The sequence below is a fragment of the Rhizobium sp. YTUHZ045 genome (genome assembly GCF_051124255.1).
GTDB lineage: Bacteria > Pseudomonadota > Alphaproteobacteria > Rhizobiales > Rhizobiaceae > Rhizobium.
Genome location: NZ_CP101436.1, coordinates 123,858 through 143,246, shown reverse-complemented (window position 1 = coordinate 143,246; position 19,389 = coordinate 123,858). Strand labels below are relative to the sequence as shown.

19 protein-coding genes are annotated in these 19,389 nt (G+C 61.0%); 15 read left to right on the top strand and 4 right to left on the bottom strand.

Annotated elements, in window-relative coordinates:
• The first annotated feature begins 24 nt into the window (after positions 1-24).
• The 5 genes from NMA58_RS32075 to NMA58_RS32055 all read left to right on the top strand — a co-directional run bounded on the left by NMA58_RS32075 (position 25) and on the right by NMA58_RS32055 (position 4,630).
• Positions 25-1,143: a carbohydrate ABC transporter permease gene (locus tag NMA58_RS32075; RefSeq protein ID WP_434715034.1), complete on the top strand. Its 1,119-nt coding sequence runs from the start codon at positions 25-27 to the stop codon at positions 1,141-1,143.
• Positions 1,143-2,054, top strand: coding sequence for a carbohydrate ABC transporter permease (locus tag NMA58_RS32070; protein WP_183700060.1), 912 nt, complete (start codon positions 1,143-1,145; stop codon positions 2,052-2,054). Before NMA58_RS32075 ends, NMA58_RS32070 begins: the two co-directional genes overlap by 1 nt.
• 17 nt (positions 2,055-2,071) lie before the next feature.
• A complete protein-coding gene (locus NMA58_RS32065) occupies positions 2,072-3,121 on the top strand; it encodes a LacI family DNA-binding transcriptional regulator (RefSeq protein WP_430960571.1) in 1,050 nt (349 codons plus the stop codon).
• Between the two features lie 124 nt (positions 3,122-3,245).
• Positions 3,246-3,707, top strand: a complete 462-nt coding sequence (locus NMA58_RS32060) for an RbsD/FucU family protein (protein WP_011427726.1) — start codon at positions 3,246-3,248, stop codon at positions 3,705-3,707.
• A complete protein-coding gene (locus NMA58_RS32055) occupies positions 3,704-4,630 on the top strand; it encodes a ribokinase (protein ID WP_434715032.1) in 927 nt (308 codons plus the stop codon). Before NMA58_RS32060 ends, NMA58_RS32055 begins: the two co-directional genes overlap by 4 nt.
• Before the next feature lie 58 nt (positions 4,631-4,688).
• Here the strand turns inward: NMA58_RS32055 and NMA58_RS32050 are convergent, their stop codons facing one another.
• Positions 4,689-5,414: a response regulator gene (locus NMA58_RS32050; protein ID WP_430960569.1), complete on the bottom strand. Its 726-nt coding sequence runs from the start codon at positions 5,412-5,414 to the stop codon at positions 4,689-4,691.
• A 732-nt stretch (positions 5,415-6,146) separates the two neighbouring features.
• On the opposite strand from NMA58_RS32050, the gene hemN reads away from it, so the two are divergent.
• Entirely contained in the window at positions 6,147-7,499 is a 1,353-nt protein-coding gene (gene hemN, locus NMA58_RS32045) for an oxygen-independent coproporphyrinogen III oxidase (RefSeq protein WP_434715242.1), read from the top strand.
• 135 nt (positions 7,500-7,634) lie between these two features.
• Here hemN and NMA58_RS32040 read toward each other — a convergent pair whose 3' ends face one another.
• The 3 genes from NMA58_RS32040 to NMA58_RS32030 form a co-directional block, all read right to left on the bottom strand.
• Entirely contained in the window at positions 7,635-8,078 is a 444-nt protein-coding gene (locus tag NMA58_RS32040) for a pseudoazurin (protein ID WP_434715241.1), read from the bottom strand.
• A gap of 150 nt (positions 8,079-8,228) precedes the next feature.
• Positions 8,229-10,154: a PAS domain S-box protein gene (locus tag NMA58_RS32035; protein ID WP_434715240.1), complete on the bottom strand. Its 1,926-nt coding sequence runs from the start codon at positions 10,152-10,154 to the stop codon at positions 8,229-8,231.
• A 26-nt stretch (positions 10,155-10,180) separates the two neighbouring features.
• Positions 10,181-10,912 (bottom strand): Crp/Fnr family transcriptional regulator, encoded by a 732-nt coding sequence (locus NMA58_RS32030; RefSeq protein ID WP_434715239.1) that lies wholly within the window; start codon positions 10,910-10,912, stop codon positions 10,181-10,183.
• Positions 10,913-11,149: 237 nt separating this feature from the next.
• On the opposite strand from NMA58_RS32030, the gene ccoN reads away from it, so the two are divergent.
• The 9 genes from ccoN to ccoS all read left to right on the top strand — a co-directional run bounded on the left by ccoN (position 11,150) and on the right by ccoS (position 19,387).
• Entirely contained in the window at positions 11,150-12,772 is a 1,623-nt protein-coding gene (ccoN, locus tag NMA58_RS32025) for a cytochrome-c oxidase, cbb3-type subunit I (protein WP_434715238.1), read from the top strand.
• An 8-nt stretch (positions 12,773-12,780) separates the two neighbouring features.
• On the top strand, positions 12,781-13,515 hold the full coding sequence (ccoO, locus tag NMA58_RS32020; RefSeq protein ID WP_434715237.1) for a cytochrome-c oxidase, cbb3-type subunit II: 735 nt from the start codon (positions 12,781-12,783) through the stop codon (positions 13,513-13,515).
• An 8-nt stretch (positions 13,516-13,523) separates the two neighbouring features.
• Complete coding sequence (locus NMA58_RS32015) at positions 13,524-13,676, top strand: cbb3-type cytochrome c oxidase subunit 3 (protein ID WP_430960973.1); 153 nt, start codon at positions 13,524-13,526, stop codon at positions 13,674-13,676.
• A gap of 1 nt (position 13,677) precedes the next feature.
• Entirely contained in the window at positions 13,678-14,541 is an 864-nt protein-coding gene (gene ccoP / locus NMA58_RS32010) for a cytochrome-c oxidase, cbb3-type subunit III (RefSeq protein ID WP_434715236.1), read from the top strand.
• 10 nt (positions 14,542-14,551) lie between these two features.
• A complete protein-coding gene (locus tag NMA58_RS32005; protein ID WP_434715235.1) occupies positions 14,552-14,737 on the top strand; it encodes a hypothetical protein in 186 nt (61 codons plus the stop codon).
• A gap of 171 nt (positions 14,738-14,908) precedes the next feature.
• Entirely contained in the window at positions 14,909-16,471 is a 1,563-nt protein-coding gene (ccoG, locus tag NMA58_RS32000; RefSeq protein WP_434715234.1) for a cytochrome c oxidase accessory protein CcoG, read from the top strand.
• Positions 16,468-16,953 (top strand): FixH family protein, encoded by a 486-nt coding sequence (locus tag NMA58_RS31995; RefSeq protein WP_434715233.1) that lies wholly within the window; start codon positions 16,468-16,470, stop codon positions 16,951-16,953. The genes ccoG and NMA58_RS31995 overlap by 4 nt, the downstream gene beginning before the upstream one ends.
• On the top strand, positions 16,950-19,232 hold the full coding sequence (locus NMA58_RS31990) for a cation-translocating P-type ATPase (RefSeq protein WP_434715232.1): 2,283 nt from the start codon (positions 16,950-16,952) through the stop codon (positions 19,230-19,232). Before NMA58_RS31995 ends, NMA58_RS31990 begins: the two co-directional genes overlap by 4 nt.
• Entirely contained in the window at positions 19,229-19,387 is a 159-nt protein-coding gene (gene ccoS, locus NMA58_RS31985; protein WP_434715231.1) for a cbb3-type cytochrome oxidase assembly protein CcoS, read from the top strand. The genes NMA58_RS31990 and ccoS overlap by 4 nt, the downstream gene beginning before the upstream one ends.
• Positions 19,388-19,389 lie beyond the last annotated feature (2 nt).

Genomic DNA, 19,389 nt, shown 5'->3' with positions numbered 1-19,389 from the left:
ATCCTGTCCGGGCGAGGAATATCAATGTCGACAGTCGAAGGCGACCTGCTCCACACGGTCGAAGCCGGCTCCATTTCCGCGAGCCGCCGTTTCTGGGGCCGCGCGGCTCTGTGGCTGAGCGCCATATGGTTCATCGCATCCTTTGTATTGGAAGCTGTCCACGAACTTGGCTGGACCGATTGGGGCTTTGCCAACTGGCGGCCGGTTCTCTACGCCTATTTCATCTGGGCCGCGGTTCTTTGCGTCACCCGCGTCGTCATATACGGCGAGGCCGGCAAGAAGGCGCTCTTTGTTCTGCCGGCAGCACTCTTCGTCGTATCGATGGTGGTCTTCCCGCTGCTCTTTGCGCTCTGGATCGGCTTCTCCGACTGGAACCTCGCCTCTTCTGCCGGGCGGCGCTTCAACGGGCTCGACAATGTGCGCCGGATGGTCGCCGATCCGTTCTATGCCAATGCCTTGCTCAACATGATCCTTTATTGCCTTGCGATTGCCGTGGAATATGCGATCGCCTTCGGCTTGGCGCTGCTCCTTAACCAGGAAATCATTGCCCGAAAGTTCTGGCGCGTCACGTTCCTCGTGCCCTTGATGCTGTCGCCGGTCGCGGTGAGCTGGATGGTGGGAAAATCGATGCTGGAAACCCGTTTCGGCCCGATTGCGCGCATGGCCCGCTGGCTCGGCTGGGAAAACCCCTCCTTTTTCGGCGATCCGCTGACGGCGCGCCTCTCGATCATGATCATGGACGCCTGGACCTTCATTCCCTTCATGATGATCATGCTGCTCGCCGGATTGCAGGGCTTGTCGAGGGAGGTGCTGGAGGCGGCCGAAGTCGACGGCGCCACCAAATGGCAGCGCTTCTGGCAGGTGATTTTCCCGCTGATGCTGCCCGTGTCGGTCACGGCAGTGATGATCCGCATCATCTTCAAGCTCAAGCTCGCCGACATCATCATCACGGTGACATCGGGGGGGCCTGGCGGGGCGACCGATTCCGTCACCAGTTTTATCTACCGCGAATACCGAGACCGCTCGAATGTCGGATATGGGACCCTGCTCGCGCTCGTCTATCTCGTGATCATCGTCGTCGGCATGACGGGGCTGATGAAGATCTCCGACCGCATCGTCAAGCGGATGACAGGAAGGCTCTGATGGTTCGCATCGATTTCGAAAAATACGGACGAGGCCAACGCATTCGCTGGTGGGCCATGCGTTTGGCCGTTTACGGGCTGCTCGTCATCTGGGCTTGTGTCTGCATCTTCCCGCTGTTCTGGACGGTTTCAACCTCGTTCAAGACAGCCGCAGACGTCATGCGCGGCAATCTGATCCCGTGGTTCAATTTCGCGCCCAACTGGCTCGGCTGGCGCTCGCTCGGCCTCTCTCCCGATACGATTCCCCAGATCTCGACCGTGCGTGACGAGTTCATGCGCAGGCTCTGGAACAGCGTCATCATCTCCGTCACCGCATCCGCTCTTGCGGTTGTGCTCGGATCGCTCGCCGCCTACGGCCTCAGCCGCTTCTCCTACAAGTTCGGCCATATGCGCAATTCCGACATTTCCTTCTTCTTCCTGTCGCAGCTCATTATGCCTCCCGTCGTCCTGGCCCTGCCATTCCTGGTTCTCTACAAGGAACTGGCGCTGCTCGACACCTATGCCGGCATGATCGCCGTCTATACGCTGATGGTTCTGCCGATCGTCGTCTGGATCATGCGCGACCAGTTCGCCACCATACCGGTCGAGCTCGAGGAGGCCGCGCTGGTCGACGGCCTGTCGATCTGGGGAGCGTTTGCCCGCATCATCGTGCCGCTCGTCCTGCCGGGCATGGTTGCCGCCTTCCTTTTGGCGCTGATCCTGTGCTGGAATGAATATTTCTTCGCCGCATTGCTGACTTCCACCAATACGAACACGCTGCCGGTGATGATCGCCAGCCAGACAGGCAGCCAGGGCATCAACTGGTGGTCGATGGCCGCGCTTTCCACCGCCGGTATTCTTCCGCTGGTCATCGTCGGCGTCGTGCTGGAAAAACACATCATCGCCGGGATGACCGCAGGAGCGGTAAAATAGCCGCGGGACGTTTGAACATGGTGAAGATGCCCACAGTCAAGGATGTCGCCGAATATGCGGGCGTCTCCGTGGGCACTGTTTCGCGTGTTCTGTCGGGCGAAGCCGCGGTCAAACCCATGCTCCGTGAAAGGGTCAACGACGCCATTTCGGCGCTCGGTTACCGACCGAACGTGACTGCACGAGCCTTGCGCACCAGCAGAACCGACGTCATCGGCCTCGTCGTTCCCGACATCACCAACCCTTTTTTTGCGCAGCTTGCGGCAAGCGTCGAGCGCGCGGCGCTCGAATGCGGTCACAGCCTGATGCTGGCAAGCTCGCATAACGACAGCGAGGCGGAGCAGAGCCATGTTTCGGCTTTTCTCGACCGATCAGTGCGCGGCATCATCGTGGTGGCTTCGAGCGACGGTTCAGGTCTCGATCTGCCAGCCTCGGTGCCGGTCATATCGCTGGACCGGCGCTTCGGCGCCTTTCCCCTGGTATCAACCAACCATGCGCAGGCGGCCACGCTGATTGCCGATCATCTCTATGGGCTGGGGCACCGGCGCATCGCCTACATTGCCGGGCCGACCGACACCGAAGCAGGGCGCATCCGCAAAGAGGCTTTCATCAGCCGCATGGACGGCTTCGGCAAGACCGGCGAGCCTGTCGAGCTGGAAATCGCCCATGGCAGATTCGACTACGAATCCGGCGAAAGAATTGCCCGTGAGCTGCTTTCCCGCCCGCCGCAAAGCCGGCCGACGGCAATCGCGGCCGCCAGCGACCAGCAGGCGATCGGCGCATTACGTGCCGCCCGTGACCTCAAGATCGACGTGCCGCGAAAACTATCCGTCACAGGTTTCGACGACATTTCGCTTGCCAATCTCGTAGTGCCGCGGCTGACAACCATCCGCCAGCCGGCCGACATGCTGGCGCGGCGCGCGGTCAGCCTTCTCCTCGAAGAACCGCCGGGGAAGGGGGACGAAATGGTGGACGGATCGCTGATCGTGCGCGGTTCGAGCGGCCCGTGCCCGCAACCTGGCGCACCGGCCCGAAAATCGGAAGCGATGCTCGGAAAGCCCGATGCGTAGATCCAAAGAGTGGGAGCGCCCTTTGTGCGTCCGAAAGGGCGCGCGGCGCTCCAAGCCGGATCTCGCCGGGCACAGAAATTGAAGCACGGCCGGTGTTCCGGCTAGAGAAAGGATGGAAGATCAAATGCTCAAGGGAATTCGGGCCGAACTCAACGGCGACATTCTTCAAGCACTCTGCAACATGGGACATGGCGACTATCTCGTCATCTCCGACATGAATTTTCCATCGGATTCGATAGCCCGCCAAACGCGTCTGGGTAGACTGCTGACCATGGAAAACATTCCCGCGCCGCAGGCGATCGACGCGGTCCTTTCGGTCCTGCCTCTGGACACTCCGATCCAGCCTTCGGTTGGCCGCATGGAAGTGATCGGCAAGCCGGATGAAATTCCGCCGATTCAGCAGGAAGTGCAGGCGATTGTCGACCGCGCCGAAGGCAAGCCGTCGCCGATGTATCCCGTCGAACGGATGGCGTTCTACGACATCGCCAAAAAGGCTTATTGCGTGATCGCAACCGGGGAATTGCGGTTCTATGGATGCTTCCTTTTGACCAAGGGCGTCATTCCAGCGGAAGAGGCCGTGAGATGAGCGAGAAAAGCGGGATTGTCATTTTAGGCATTTTTGCCGCCGACACCGCCTATAAGGCGAAGCGCCTGCCCCATATCGCCGAGACGCTGATGGGATCGGGTTTCACGCTCGGGCCGGGAGGCAAAGGCTCCAACCAGGCGATTGCCGCGGCAAAGGCAGGCGGCAAGGTGACTTTTATTTCACGGGTCGGCAACGACGCGTTCGGCGCTATGGCCCTTGCTGCCTATGCGGAGGCGCGCGTCAGAGCCAATGTGATGAAGATGGAGGGCGTTTCCACGGGCGCTGCCTTCATCTTCGTCGACGAAGTGAGCGGCGACAACGCCATCATCGTGGTGCCGGGCGCCGCGGGGCTGATCGGCATCGAAGATGTCGAAGTGAACCGGGCGGCGATCGAAAGCGCCGCCATCTTCATGACACAGCTCGAACAACCGCTGGAAGCGGCCTTGCACGGCCTGTCGATCGCAAAGAGGGCAGGGGCCATTACGATCTTCAACCCCGCGCCGGCCGGCGCCATTCCGGACAGCATCTACGGCTTGTGCGATTTCATCGTTCCCAACGAAGTCGAAGCAGCGGAATTGGTGGGCCATGCGATCGAAACCGATGAGCAGGCACGTGCAGCGGCACACACGCTGATCGATCGGGGCGCAAAAGCAGCGGTCATCACGCTCGGCGCCCGCGGTGCGTTCTATCACACCGCCGGGCAGAGCGAATTCGTGCCCGCATTTTCGGCGGGAAATGTCATTGACACAACCGGGGCCGGCGACGCCTTCCTCGGCGGGTTCGCGACGGCGATTTCGGAAGGCCGGGCGCCAATCGAGGCCGTCCGCTTCGGCTGCGCGACCGCCGCAATCGCGGTAACACGGCCAGGCACGGCTCCCGCCATGCCTTCTCGCGCCGAGATCACCGCCTTGCTGGGCTCCTGATGCTTGGACGTCGCAGGGAGATGGCGAGGCGCGTCAGCCTCGCCATCTCCAGCAACCGTCAATCCAACCTTGCGGTAAAGACGTAGCCGACGCCTCGCACGGCCTTGATGAATTGCGGCTTCTTCGGGTCGGTCTCGATCTTGCGCCGCAGCCGGACGATCTGAGCATCGATCGTCCGGTCGAAAGCTTCGAGGCTTCGGCCCCGGGTCAGGTCCATCAGCACGTCGCGGGTCAGAACCCGTCCGGCATGGCGGACGAAGGTCGTCAGCATATCGAACTCGCCGGTCGTCAATTCGATTTCCGTGCCTTCCGGATCGAAAAGCTGCCTGCGGCTGAGATTGAGCTTCCAGTCTTCGAAGCCGATAATCTCCTCGCCAGCCGCCTCGCTGCTACGCGCCGGAGCTTGCCGGCGGCGTAGGATCGATTTCAGGCGCGCATGGACCTCCCGGAGATGGAAGGGCTTGGCGACGTAATCGTCGGCGCCGACCTCCAGACCGACGATTCGATCGACGACGTCGTCGCGGCCCGTCAGCATCATGATCGGCACGTCGGATTGGGCGCGGATTTCGCGGGCAAGGTCAAGGCCGTCCGTACCGCCGGGAAGAACGAGGTCAAGCAGGACGGCGTCGAAATTCTGCTGGCGCAGGCGCACACGCATCTCGGTCCCGTCGGCGGCGGAAGAGACCGTGTAACCCTCATCCTCGAAATAGCGCGTCAACATCTGGCGAATGCGCGGATCGTCGTCGACGACGAGAAGATGCGCGTCATGCTGAAGTGCTGTCATCGTCCATCCGCCAAGCCGTTGCTCGTTACAGATCGTATCAATGGCATCGTCTTTAACATGCCCCTCAAGCTGGTGTCACCAGCCGGCCGGCGTTGTCCTCATCGGAAGCCGCAAATCCACTCAGGTCGGATTTATGCAGGTCTGGCGTCGTGCAGCCAATGGCGTTTCGCCGGCATCGGGACGGGGGCCGGCGAGGACTGCCATGCGCAGAGCCATCCGCGGACATCGTTCGCCGTAATCAGAATCGTGTTGCCGCTCGTTAAGGCAAGGCGGCGCGCGGCTATTTGGCAGAAAGTGTCAACGTATTGAAGAAGGCGGAATTCGGTTGCCCGCGGCGGCGACGCAACGGACAGCAATGCCCGCCGGGACACGATGACGGTCTTCATGTCGGGCCCGAACCGCACATCGATATGCCCTGACTTGTCTTTCGCATCGAGACTTGCTGTGACGATTTCATATGGCATTCCATCGCTCCGGATCATTGGTTCGTCGCTGCGGCCTATTCCAGTTTTCCAGGTTACGACGCCGGTCAAAAGACGCTTTGACCTCGATCAATTCGAAAGGGCGGGGACGGCACCGAACATCCGCGCCGGGACCACCCGCGACGGCTTTAAGGCAATGTACAAATATCTGGATGATTTCGCGGCGACGGCAACATCATTGATTTGGAACAAGGAAGACCGTGCGGCCCCTGGGCATAAAGCATCCTGCTTTTTGAAAGGAAATCTGATGATGCCCGACGATCTTGTCGCAAAATACGGCGATGCACGGCTTCCGCGTTACACGAGTTACCCAACGGCGCCGGCTTTTTCAGCAGCCGTCGGACCGGATGAATATGCCGCCGGCCTTGCCGAAATCGGAGAGGCCGGACCAGTCTCGGTCTATCTCCACCTACCATACTGCCGTTCGATGTGCTGGTACTGCGGCTGTCACACGACCATCACCCGGCAGGATGCTCCGGTCGTCGAATATCTTGATGTGATGAGCCAGGAGATCGAGCTCGTTTCCTTTGCCGCCGGCAACGACGTGCCCGTCAGAAACGTGCACTTGGGCGGCGGCACGCCGACGATCATGAAGCCGCAGGAATTCTCCGCTCTGATGGCAAAGCTCCGGAGCGCCTTCGCCTTCGAAGCGGATGCCAGCGTGGCAATCGAGATCGACCCGCGCACATTGGCCGCCCCCATGATCGATGCGCTCTTCGAAAACGGTGTCGATCGCGCGAGCCTCGGGGTCCAGAGCTTCGACCCGGTCGTGCAGGCGGCAATCAATCGGCTGCAATCCTTCGAGCAGACGGAGATGGCGCTCGCCGGGTTGCGCTCCGCAGGCGTGACAGGCATCAATTTCGACCTGATCTATGGCCTCCCGAAGCAGACTGTCCGATCCTGTGTGGAAACCGTCCGCCTTGCCGCGGAGCTGCGTCCGGAACGTTTCGCTGTTTTTGGTTACGCCCACATACCCTCCTTCAAGAAGCATCAACGTCTGATCGACGAAGCATCGCTGCCAGACGCAAAACAGCGCAACGAGCAGGCGGAAGCCATCGCCCAGGAGCTTCAACAAGCCGGATATGTGCGTATCGGGCTTGACCACTTTGCCTTGCCGGAGGATCAGCTGGCGTTCGCCGCACGCAACGGCACGATGAGACGAAACTTCCAGGGCTACAGCACGGATGACTGCGATAATCTCATCGGCCTCGGCGCTTCCGCGATCGGTCGGCTACCGAGTGGCTATATGCAGAACCACGTGCCTCTGGGTCTCTATGCGGAGCGGATTGCCTCTGGCGTCCTGCCCACCGCCAAAGGCTATCTTCTCAGCCAAGAGGACAAGCTTCGGGGGAGAATCATCGAACGGCTGATGTGCGATTTCGAAGTCGACCTCGGAAGTGTGAGCAGCGGAACGGGTTTCGACACCGGCTTCCTTGTTGAGCGCAACGACCGTCTCGGTGAGCTGATGGCGGACGGCGTTGCGACAATGAGCGGCGAGCGGATCGTCGTATCCCGAGACGCACGCTTCATGGTCCGTGCAGTCGCGGCGGCGTTCGACGCCTATTTTGGCTCGCACGGACGCAAGCACAGCAAGGCCGCCTGAACTGCATCAGAGCCGGGCGATCGCCGGCAGCCTGAGCGGCAGCGCAGTCTTGAACGGCCGCCACCGGCGAAGGCAAGGCGGGTTCTCCATCGTGCGGGATGGCGCGCGAGTGCGGCCATCCGCGCCGGTCATTGATTACTGGGTGAGATGGGCAAGATCGGCGTCGAGCCGCTTGCGTACCATGTTCGGCACCTTTGCCTTTTTGATGGCTTCGAGATTGGCCGGGCTGTCGCCGACCTGGATCAAGGCAACCATGCCCATGCCGACATGCGGCGTGCATTTCAATACATAGGCGCCGGGAACATCGAATTTCGCCTGATACTCTTCGTTCGGCTTGGATTTGAATTCGGCGACGCCATCCGGAATGAGGCCCTTGAAGGTCTCGACGTTGTGGCTCTTGTCGGTAGGGATGAAGGTGACAGTGTCGCCGGGGGCGATCTTCAAGAAGCCGGGCTCGAACACCATTGCGCCGTCCGCGCCCTTGTTAAGCATCTGAACCTGGTGGTCGGCGGCCATCAAGGGCGCTGCCGAGGCAATCAAGGCTGCCGCTGCAGCGATCAGACCGAATTTCAAACGCATGTGCAATCTCCTGTTCTGCGAACCTCCATCCGCCGCGTGAACCGGTCTTAGGAGATGCCGGAATCCGGTTCTTTGACCCCCGTCAAATTCGCGAAAAGAGCTGGGGATCAGGTTTTTGTCTGTCTGCCGACAATGGCAACAGGCCCGAAGTCACTTCGCGTCGAGAAGCTCGCGGATCTTCAAGGCCAGTTCTTTGGCGGTATAGGGCTTACGCAGCCACTGTGCGCCGGGAACGGTGCCTTTTTCCGCAAGACCCGGCTCGGAATATCCTGACGTGAACAGAACCGCGATGTCGGGGCGCAGAACGCGCACTTCTCGGGCGAGTTCGTCACCAGTGATCCCGCCCGGCATGACGATGTCGGTGAACAGGAGCGCGATGTCGTCGTCTTCCTGCAAAACTTCGAGTGCGCGGTGGCCGTTCTCGGCTTCACGCACTGTGTAACCCATTGACGCGAGCCTGGCGACGGCCACGCGACGGACGCGGGCGTCATCCTCGACGACCAGCACCGTTTCATCTCCGCGCGGCAGCTGGCTCTCGCCGCTGCCATGATCCGGCGTGGGCTCCCGAGGCGTCGCCCCGTTGACCGCAGGCAGATATATCCTGACTGTCGTACCGCGCCCCACCTCGCTGTAAAGCTGGAGGTGCCCGCCCGACTGCTTGACGAAACCATAGACCATGCTGAGCCCGAGACCCGTGCCCGAGCCGACTTCCTTCGTTGTGAAAAACGGTTCGATCGCGCGCTTCTTGACCTCCTCGCTCATGCCCGTGCCGGTATCCGTCATGGTAATGAGGACGAAGTTGCCGCTGCGCACCTCCGGATACATCTTGGCATAATCGGCGTCGAGGTGGACGCGCGAGATCGTCGTCGTCAGACTGCCGCCCTTCGGCATCGCGTCCCTTGCGTTCAGCGCGATGTTCAGAATGGCGTTCTGAAGCTGTGAGCTGTCGACGAGGACGTCGAAACCCGACCCGTCAATGACAGTCGAGAGCTTGATATCTTCGCCGAGCGTCCGCCGCAGCAGATCCGAAAAGCCGCTCAGGAGCTGACCAAGATCGGCATGTTTGGGGTTTAACGGCTGCCGGCGGCCGAAGGCCAGCAGCTGGCCGGTCAGGATCGCTCCGTCCTGCGCGGCGGCCTGCGCCTCCTTGAGAATATCGCGAAGACTTCCGGGCGGCAGCTTGTCCTCGATCATTTCGAGATTGCCGCTGATGACGGTCAGGAGATTGTTGAAGTCATGCGCGAGGCCGCCGGTGAGCTGTCCGATCGCCTCCATCTTCTGCGCCTGGCGAAGATCCTCCTCGATCTTGAAGCGGCTTGTCAGGTCCCGGACGAAACCGGTGAAAATCCGCGCGCCATTGGCCGTCGCCTCGCCGACATGCAGTTCCATGGGGAATTGTGAGCCGTCGGCCCGCTGGCCGGTTACCACACGCCCGTAGCCGATGATGCGCTTCTCGCCGGTTTCAATATAGTGGTCGATATAGCTGTCATGAGCCTCACGGTAAGGGGTCGGCATCAGGTTGCTGACGTTGCGGCCGCAAATCTGATCCGCGGGCATTCCGAACAGCTTTTCGGCAGCCTTGCTGAACGACAGCACCGTTCCCTTATGGTCGATCACCACCATCGCATCGGGGACGGTATCGAGGATTGAGCTGAGATGCGCCTCACGCGACTTGACCGCCTCCTGAGCCTGTCTCAGAGCGCTGACATCGCTGTTCGTCTGGATGACCGTAAGCTCTCCGTCCGGCAGATTGACCAGCACGCAGCGGGAAGCGACATGAATGTCGTGCCCGCTCTTATGGCGATGAATGATTTCGCCCTGCCAGAAGCCGCGCGATTTCAGCTGGTCGCGGATGCTTTCCGCCGATTCGGGAAACCTCGTCGCCAGAAGTTCGTGGATCTTCTCGCCGACCGCCTCCTCTCTTGCCCAGCCATACATGTTCTCGCAGCCGATCGACCAGTGCGTGATCGTTCCGTCGAAACGATGAACCATGATATCCGCTCCGTCGAGCACATGCACCATGGCGTCCAGCTCCTGCGGCGATGCTGTTCTCGGGGAGACGAGGCGGTGAGGCATGAATGTCGATCCTGCGGCTTGTTGCATCAGTGCAGGTTGACCCTATGACAGGAATCGTCAGAAAAATCATCCGCGTCGCCGGACAACTGTTTCAGCCGGGCGAGATTGACGATCCTCAGGTCGTGCCTGCCCTCGGGAATAACGATGTTGCGCGATGCCAGTTTCGTGATCGTGCGGGACACGGTCTCGATGGTCAGGCCGAGATGATCCGCAATGTCCTGGCGGTTCATCGGAACGCGCACCAAACCCTGGCGCGGCCGCGGGTTGCGGCGCGATGCAAGCTTGACGATGAAGCTGCAGAGGCGTTCCTCGGCATTCTTTTTCGACAACAGCACCATCTGTTCATGCGCGGCGGCCGCCTCCTGGCAGAGCAGGGAGATATAGGCCGGGCCGAGGGCGTCGGAACGGGCGACTTCTTCGTGGAAGCTCTTGCGCGACACGCGGCGAATCTTGCATTCGGTGACGGCCTCCGCTGTGAAAATGAAATCGTTCTGCAAGGAGGCGCCGATGAGATCGCCGGCAAAATGAAAGGCGGTGATGACGCGACGGCCTTCGCCGATGATGCGATGCAGGCGAACGACGCCTTCTTCTACCTGGAAGAGATGTTTCGCCTGGTCGCCCTCCCAACAAATCGCCTTGCCGGCCGCGACGGGTTCTGCCGTCGAGTTCAGGAAGAGCGACGAAAGCGATTGGCCGGCATCAATGGCTTCGACAGTCTTCTCGGCATTTTCGAATGCGTGGTTGGTCTGCATCAGCATCGTCGTGTCCCCTCGTGGCAGTGGGTGCAGTAGAAAGCTGTCGCGTCACAGGGGGATGAGCGGACGGTGCCAAAGGGTGAAAGAGTGTAACAATGTGTAACAGCGGCGGTCCATCCGCGGCTTGGAGTCCCCTTGTTGATGTAGATCAAGGAGCCATCGCCGGCTTCGTGACAGTCCTGCCCCGAACTACGAGAAAGCCGGCCGCGGGACGGTCGTCTTTGCACTGGGGACGACATCATGAATTACACGATGGAAACAATGATGCTCGCGGTCGCGGCATTTCTAGCGCTGCTTGGAGCCGCATTCGCGCATGATCATCTCTTTGCGGTCCATATGGGCATACTGAGCGTCTGCCTCGTTGCGGGAACGCTGCTCCTTGTCAGGAAGGTCGACTTCGCACCGGTGGACCAACGGCGGAAAGTCGACCTGTCCGGCTATTTCGACGATGTGATCCGCTACGGCCTGATCGCCACCGTATTCTGGGGCGTGGTCGGCTTCCTCGTCGGCGTTATTATTGCGCTGCAGCTTGCCTTTCCCGACCTCAATATCGCCCCCTATCTCAATTTCGGCAGGCTGCGGCCGGTTCATACGTCGGCGGTCATCTTCGCTTTCGGCGGCAACGCGCTGATCATGACGTCCTTTTACGTGGTGCAACGGACCTGTCGCGCGCGTCTCTTCGGCGGCAGCCTCGCCTGGTTCGTCTTCTGGGGCTATCAGCTGTTCATCGTCATGGCGGCGACCGGTTACGTGCTCGGCATCAACCAGGCTCGTGAATATGCCGAGCCCGAATGGTATGTCGACCTCTGGCTGACCATCGTCTGGGTCGCCTATCTCGCCGTCTATCTCGGAACGATCCTGAAGCGTAGAGAACCGCATATCTATGTGGCGAACTGGTTCTATCTCGGCTTCATCGTCACCATCGCGATGCTGCACGTGGTCAACAATCTTGCGGTTCCCACTTCTTTCCTCGGTTCCAAGAGCTATTCTCTTTTCTCGGGCGTTCAGGATGCACTGACGCAGTGGTGGTACGGCCACAACGCCGTCGGCTTTTTCCTTACCGCCGGCTTCCTCGGCATGATGTACTACTTCGTGCCGAAGCAGGCCAACCGGCCGGTCTATTCGTACCGGCTGTCGATCATCCACTTCTGGGCCCTGATCTTCATGTATATCTGGGCCGGCCCGCACCATCTGCATTACACGGCGCTGCCCGACTGGGCCCAGACGCTCGGCATGGTCTTCTCGGTCATGCTCTGGATGCCCTCCTGGGGCGGCATGATCAACGGGCTGATGACCCTTTCCGGCGCCTGGGACAAGATCCGCACGGATCCGATCATCCGGATGATGATCGTCGCCATCGCCTTTTACGGCATGTCGACCTTCGAGGGCCCGATGATGTCGGTCAAGACAGTCAATTCGCTCAGCCATTATACCGAATGGACGATCGGTCACGTGCATTCCGGCGCGCTCGGCTGGGTCGGGATGATCACCTTCGGGGCGATCTATTACCTGACGCCGAAACTGTGGGGGCGCGAGCGTCTCTACAGCCTGCGCATGGTCAACTGGCACTTCTGGCTCGCGACCCTCGGGATCGTGATCTACGCCGCCGTGCTCTGGGTTGCCGGTATCCAGCAGGGGCTGATGTGGCGCGAATACAATTCCCAGGGCTTCCTCGTCTATTCCTTCGCGGAGACGGTGGCGGCGATGATCCCCTACTACGTGCTGCGCGCGGTCGGCGGAGCGCTTTACCTGGCGGGCGGCCTCGTCATGGCCTGGAACGTGTTCATGACGATCCGCGGCCACCTGCGCAACGAAGCCGCAATCCCGACCACTTTCGTGCCCCAGGCACAGCCTGCCGAATGAGGTGAGACATGGCATCGATATTGGATAAACATAAGATCCTCGAGAAGAACGCGACGCTTCTTTTGGTCGGATCGCTGCTCGTCGTGAGCGTCGGCGGCATCGTTGAAATCGCACCGCTGTTCTACCTCCAGAACACGATCGAGAAAGTGGAAGGTATGCGGCCTTACACGCCGCTGGAGCTCGCGGGACGCAACGTCTACATCCGTGAAGGCTGCTATCTCTGCCATAGCCAGATGATCAGGCCGTTCCGTGATGAAGTCGAACGTTACGGCCATTATTCGCTGGCCGCGGAATCGATGTACGACCATCCGTTCCAGTGGGGATCCAAACGCACCGGGCCGGATCTGGCCCGTGTCGGCGGACGTTACTCGAACGAATGGCATGTCCAGCATCTCGCAAATCCGCGGGCCGTGGTGCCGGAATCGATCATGCCGAGCTACGCCTTCCTCAAGGAGCGGGACGTGACGGTCAAGGCCGTCGGAATGGATCTCAAGGCCAACGAGGACGTCGGCGTGCCTTACAACGACGACATGCTGGCGAATGCGGAGGCCGACATGAAGGCTCAGGCCGATCCGAATGCGGATACGACGGCCCTCCTCGAACGCTATCCGAAGGCGAAGGTCGGCGATTTCGACGGCGACCCGGCCAGGCTGACCGAAATGGACGCCCTGGTGTCCTACCTGCAGATGCTCGGAACGCTGGTCGATTTCTCGACCTATGACGACGCGACCGGCTACCGTTGAGGTGATGCATGGAAACCTACACTGCAATGAGACACTTCGCCGACAGCTGGGGCCTCCTGGCAATGGCGGCATTCTTCGCCGGCGTGGTCGTGTTCACCCTTCGCCCAGGCAGCAAGCAGACGGCGAAAGAAGCCGCCGATATTCCCTTGAAGGACGATTGAGATGTCGGAAAAACATATCGATGAATTGAGCGGCGTCGAAACGACCGGGCATGAATGGGACGGCATCCGCGAGCTCAACAATCCCATGCCCCGCTGGTGGGTGTGGACCTTCTACGTCACCATTCTCTGGGCGGTTGGCTATGCGATCGCCTATCCCGCGATTCCGATGATCACTTCCGCCACAAAGGGCTATCTTGGCTACTCAACTCGTGCGGAGCTGCAGCAGGATCTGGACCAGGCCAAAGCGTCCCAGACGCAGTTTCACGATCTGATCGCCGCAAAGACGGTGCAGGAGATCGACGCCGATCCCGCCCTTCGTGAATTCGCAATCGCCGGCGGTGCGTCCTCATTCAAAGTCAATTGCGCGCCCTGTCATGGCTCGGGGGCGAGCGGCGGCCTGGGCTTTCCAAATCTCAACGATGACGACTGGCTGTGGGGCGGCGACCTCGACGCCATCCAGGCGACGATCGCCCACGGGATCCGGTTCGATTCGGATGCCGAAACGCACGCTTCCGAGATGCCGGCCTTTACCGATGTGCTCGAGCCTGTCCAGATGCGGCAGGTCGCTGCCTATGTCTGGGGGCTGACCAATACGCCCTCGGACCCCGCTCTCGCGGAAGCCGGAAAACAGGTTTTTCTCGACAGTTGCGCCGCGTGCCACGGCGAGGATGCCAAAGGAAAGGTGGAAATGGGTGCGCCGGATCTTGCCGACGCGATCTGGCTGAAGGCGCGCGGCGAAGACGCCATCGTCCGCCAGGTCGCCTCTCCCAAACATGGCGTTATGCCTGCCTGGGCAGCACGCTTGGGTGACACGACCGTCAAGGAGCTCACCATTTTTGTCCATTCGCTTGGCGGCGGAACGTAAGGAGAAACCGATGACAATCCACGATCACAATCCCATCCTCGGTCTCTATGGCACGCCGCGCGCCACCATCCGGTCTCGCGTTTCGGAACGCGCCAAGGCGATGCCTCAGTCAGCCGAACAGGACGATCCGGCAAAGATCGGCAATTCGATCGTAAGCTTGACCTGCCTCAAGGACCACAGGCAGACGAGCCGATAGTTTCAGTTCCTGTCGAGGACGTTCCATCGGTGTTTCTCCCCCGCTGGCCCTCCGGCCACGCCCTTACCCCAGGGCGTGGCCTTTCGTTTCCGGAAGGCCATTTCTTGATCTGCATCAAGGAACGGATGCGCCGCCGGTGGGACAAGAGCAGGCAAACACCGGACAGGTCCCATGAATCTCTATACCGCCCCAGATCCGAATGAGCGCGTCAGCGTCGAGCCGGTCAACGCCCGGCGCAATCGACAGCCTCTCTATGCGGCGCGCAAAAAGATTTTCCCAAAGCGCGCCGAGGGCCGATTCCGCCGGTTCAAATGGATGGTGATGCTGATCACGCTCGGAATTTATTACCTGGCGCCGTGGATCCGTTGGGATCGCGGTCCGTACGCGCCCGATCAGGCAATCCTCGTCGACCTCTCCTCGCGGCGTTTCTTCTTTTTCTTCATCGAGATCTGGCCCCAGGAATTCTATTATGTCGCGGGCCTGCTGGTCATGGCGGGATTTGGCCTCTTTCTCGTCACCGCCGCGGTCGGCCGCGCCTGGTGCGGCTATGCCTGTCCGCAGACCGTCTGGGTCGATCTCTTTCTCGTCGTCGAACGCGCCATCGAAGGCGACCGAAACGCGCGAATGAAGCTCGACGCCGGCCCTTTCACCTTCGACAAGCTCAGCAAGCGGGTAATCAAGCATACGATCTGGCTGCTAATCGGAGCCGCCACCGGCGGCGCGTGGATCTTCTATTTTGCCGACGCGCCGAGCCTGGCGGCCTCGCTGTTTGCCGGCAGCGCCCCTGCCGCCGCCTATGCGACCATCGCCATCCTGACCGCCACGACCTATGTGCTTGGCGGCCTCATGCGCGAGCAGGTGTGCACCTATATGTGCCCGTGGCCGCGCATTCAGGGCGCGATGCTCGACGAAAATTCGCTTGTCGTCACCTACAATGACTGGCGGGGCGAGCGGCGGTCGCGCCACGCCAAGAAAGCCCAAGCCAAGGGCCTGCCGGTCGGCGATTGCGTGGATTGCAATGCCTGCGTTGCGGTCTGTCCGATGGGAATCGACATTCGCGACGGACAGCAGATGGAATGCATCACATGCGCGCTCTGCATCGATGCCTGTGCCGGCGTTATGGACAAGCTCGGAAAACCTCGCGGCCTGATCGCCTATGCGACGCTCAGCGAATATTCGAGCAACATGTCGCTTGCGACGGACGGAGGACGGACAGCCATCCAGCCCTCGAATGTCCGAAACGCCGATGGAAGCTTCATTGCGGCGGTCCGGCATTTCGACTGGCGGATCATATTTCGTCCGAGAATCGTTTTCTACGCCGTCGTCTGGGCATCGATCGGCATCGCCATGGTCATCCATCTCGCCTTCCGCGAGCGGCTCGAACTCAACGTCGTCCATGATCGCAACCCCCAATATGTTCTGGAAAGCGACGGCTCCATCCGCAACGGCTACACGCTTCGCGTGCTCAACATGGTGCCGACGCCGCGGGATGTGACCATCGCCCTCGTCGGACTTGAGGGCGGTACGATGCGCATACCCGAGTTCGGCAGGCAGGATGGCCGCAGCTTCACGGTCCATGCCGAGCCCGACGCGGCCACGACGCTTAAGGTCTTCGTGACGCGAAAGCCCAACGGGGCCGAGATCAATGAATTCCTCTTCGTCATCGAAGATACGGGTCATTCCGACCGGACGACCTATCGCGCGGCGTTCAACGCACCGGGAGAGGTGAAATGAAGGCTTCCACGCGCGGTTTTACCGGCTTGCACATGCTGCTTGCCACCTCGGCATTCTTCGCCGTCGTGATCGCCGTCAACGTCACCATGGCCGTCTACGCCTCATCCAGCTGGAGCGGCCTGGTCGTCGAAAACACCTATGTGGCCAGTCAGGAATTCAACGGCAAGGCGGCAGCGATGAAGGCGATGGCAGCCTCCGGCGTCGAGGGCGCGCTCTCCATCAAGGGCCTCGAGATCCGCTACGACATCCACGATGGCAACGGCGCGCCTGCGATCATCGACGATGTTACGCTGAACTTCAAACGGCCGGTCGGCGATCACGAGGATTTCCACCTAATGCTCCGGAAGACGGGCGAGGGCCGGTTCGAAGCCGATCACGAGGTCGCCGGCGGCGACTGGATCGTCGAAGCCATATCGAAGAGGAACGGCGTGGTCGTCATGCATGAGGCCAAGCGCATCGATACTGCGGAGTTTGGCCAATGACCTGCTGCTCCATGGATACGGAAAGCGTGCTCGCCCTGAGCGCGACATCCGCCAGCGCCGAGGAAGTCCGGCTTGCAAGCCATCCGCTCGGGGCCGGATTGCACCAGCTCGACCTCAGCGTACCCGACATCCACTGCGGCGGCTGCATCGTCACCATCGAAAAGGCGCTGTCGGCGCTTCCCTTCATCAGGAAGGCCCGGGTCAATCTCACTGCCCGCCGGGTTAGCTGCATCTACCAGGAGGAAATCGAGAAGCGGCCGACCGACCCCTCCGAAATCCTTGTAGCGGTCAACGCGGCCGGATACCGCGCGCATCTCTTTACGCCCACGGCACCTGAAAACGACAGGACCAGGAACCAGCTGCTGCTGGCGATCGGCGTTTCGGGTTTTGCAGCTGCCAACATCATGCTGCTCTCCGTGTCGGTCTGGTCGGGCGCCGACGCGGCGACGCGTGACATGTTTCACTGGATCTCGGCAATGATCGCGGCCCCCGCGCTGGTCTATGCGGGACGCTTCTTCTTCAAATCGGCGTGGAACGCCCTGAAACGCGGGCGCACCAACATGGACGTTCCGATCTCGCTTGCCGTGACGCTCTCCTACGCCGCCTCCCTGTGGGAGACCGTGCATCACGGCGAACACGCATGGTTCGACGCCTCGGTTTCGCTGCTGTTCTTCCTGCTGATCGGCAGAACCCTCGATCACGTGATGCGGGAAAAAGCACGCGCGGCGATCAATGGGCTCGCAAGGCTTGCCCCGCGCGGAGCGCTGCTGATGATGCCGGACGGATCGCGCCGCTACGTTCCCGTCGAAGAGATCGCCGTGGGTGACGATATCGCGATCGCGGCAGGCGAGCGTATCCCGGTCGACGGAACGATCGTCAGCGGCGAGAGTGACGTCGACCTCTCCATCGTCACCGGTGAGAGCAGTCCGATCGCCGTCGCCAAAGGCAGCGCGGTGAATTCGGGAGCCATGAATCTCACCGGCTCGCTCATCCTTAGGGCGACGAAAGTGGCGAGGGACTCACTTCTATCGGAAATCATCGGCCTCATGGAAGCCGCCGAAGGCGGCAGGGCCGGCTATCGCCGGATCGCAGATCGGGCCGCAGCGCTCTATTCGCCGGCCGTGCACCTGTTGGCGCTCGTATCCTTCCTGGCTTGGGGATTTTTCGGTGGCGACTGGAAACAGGCGATGCTTGTCGCAGTCGCGGTGCTGATCATTACCTGCCCGTGCGCGCTCGGCCTTGCCGTTCCCGTGGTGCAGGTGGTCGCTGCGGGCGAGCTTTTCCGCAAGGGCATCATGGTCAAGGACGGTTCGGCGCTCGAAAGACTCGCCGAAGCGGATATCGTGGCCTTCGACAAGACCGGTACGCTGACGATGGGGCAGCCCCGCCTCGTCGGGGTGGAAGCCACCGACGCGGACAGTACCACCATAGCCTGCGCATTAGCCGCGCATTCACGGCACCCTCTCTCTCAGGCGCTGCTGCGGGACATTGAGAAGGCTTCTTCATTCTCCTTCGACGGGGTCACGGAAATCCCCGGCGGGGGGCTCGAGGCCTGCAATGGAACGGATGTCTATCGGCTGGGCAACCGCGCCTTTGCCTGCGGAACCGGTCCTACGCCCGGCACGCACGATGGGCCGTTTTCGGAAGTGATCCTGTCGAAGAACGGCGCCGATCTGGCACGTTTCCTCTTTGACGACACGCTTCGCCCGGGTGCTGCCGAAGCTGTTGGCGCTCTCACTGCCGCCGGCCTTGAAACGCTGATGGTATCCGGCGACAGGCAAAATGTCGTCGACAACACGGCGCAGGCTCTCGGCATTCAAAGGGCTCTGGGCGCCTTGGCGCCGAAGCAGAAAGTCGAGGAATGCCAAAGGCTGAGCGGCGAGGGTCGCCGCGTGCTTATGGTCGGCGACGGGATCAACGACGCCCCGGCGCTTGCCACAGCGCATGTCTCGATGGCGCCCGCCACCGCATCCGACATCGGCAGGCAGGCCGCCGATCTCGTCTTTTTCAACGATCGGCTCGATGCCGTTCCGCAAGCGGTCGCCGTTGCGCGAAGATCCGCCAGCCTGATCCGGCAGAACTTTGTTCTAGCCATCAGTTACAATGTGTTGGCGGTCCCGATCGCGATCGCCGGACTGGCGACGCCGCTGATCGCAGCGGTGGCCATGTCGACATCATCGATCATCGTTGTGACGAACGCGCTGCGGTTGAATGCCTTCGCCAAGCATTCCCCCATGCGCACCGAAGCGCGAGCCGGCAGGGAGGTGAAAACCGCATGAACATGCTGATTTATCTGATCCCGATCGCGCTGCTGATGGGGGGAATTGGCCTCCTGGCATTCCTCTGGTCGCTGAAGAGCGGTCAGTATGACGACCTTGAGGGAGCCGCCTGGCGAATTCTCGTCGACGACGAAACCGATCGCAAAAAATCTTGAGC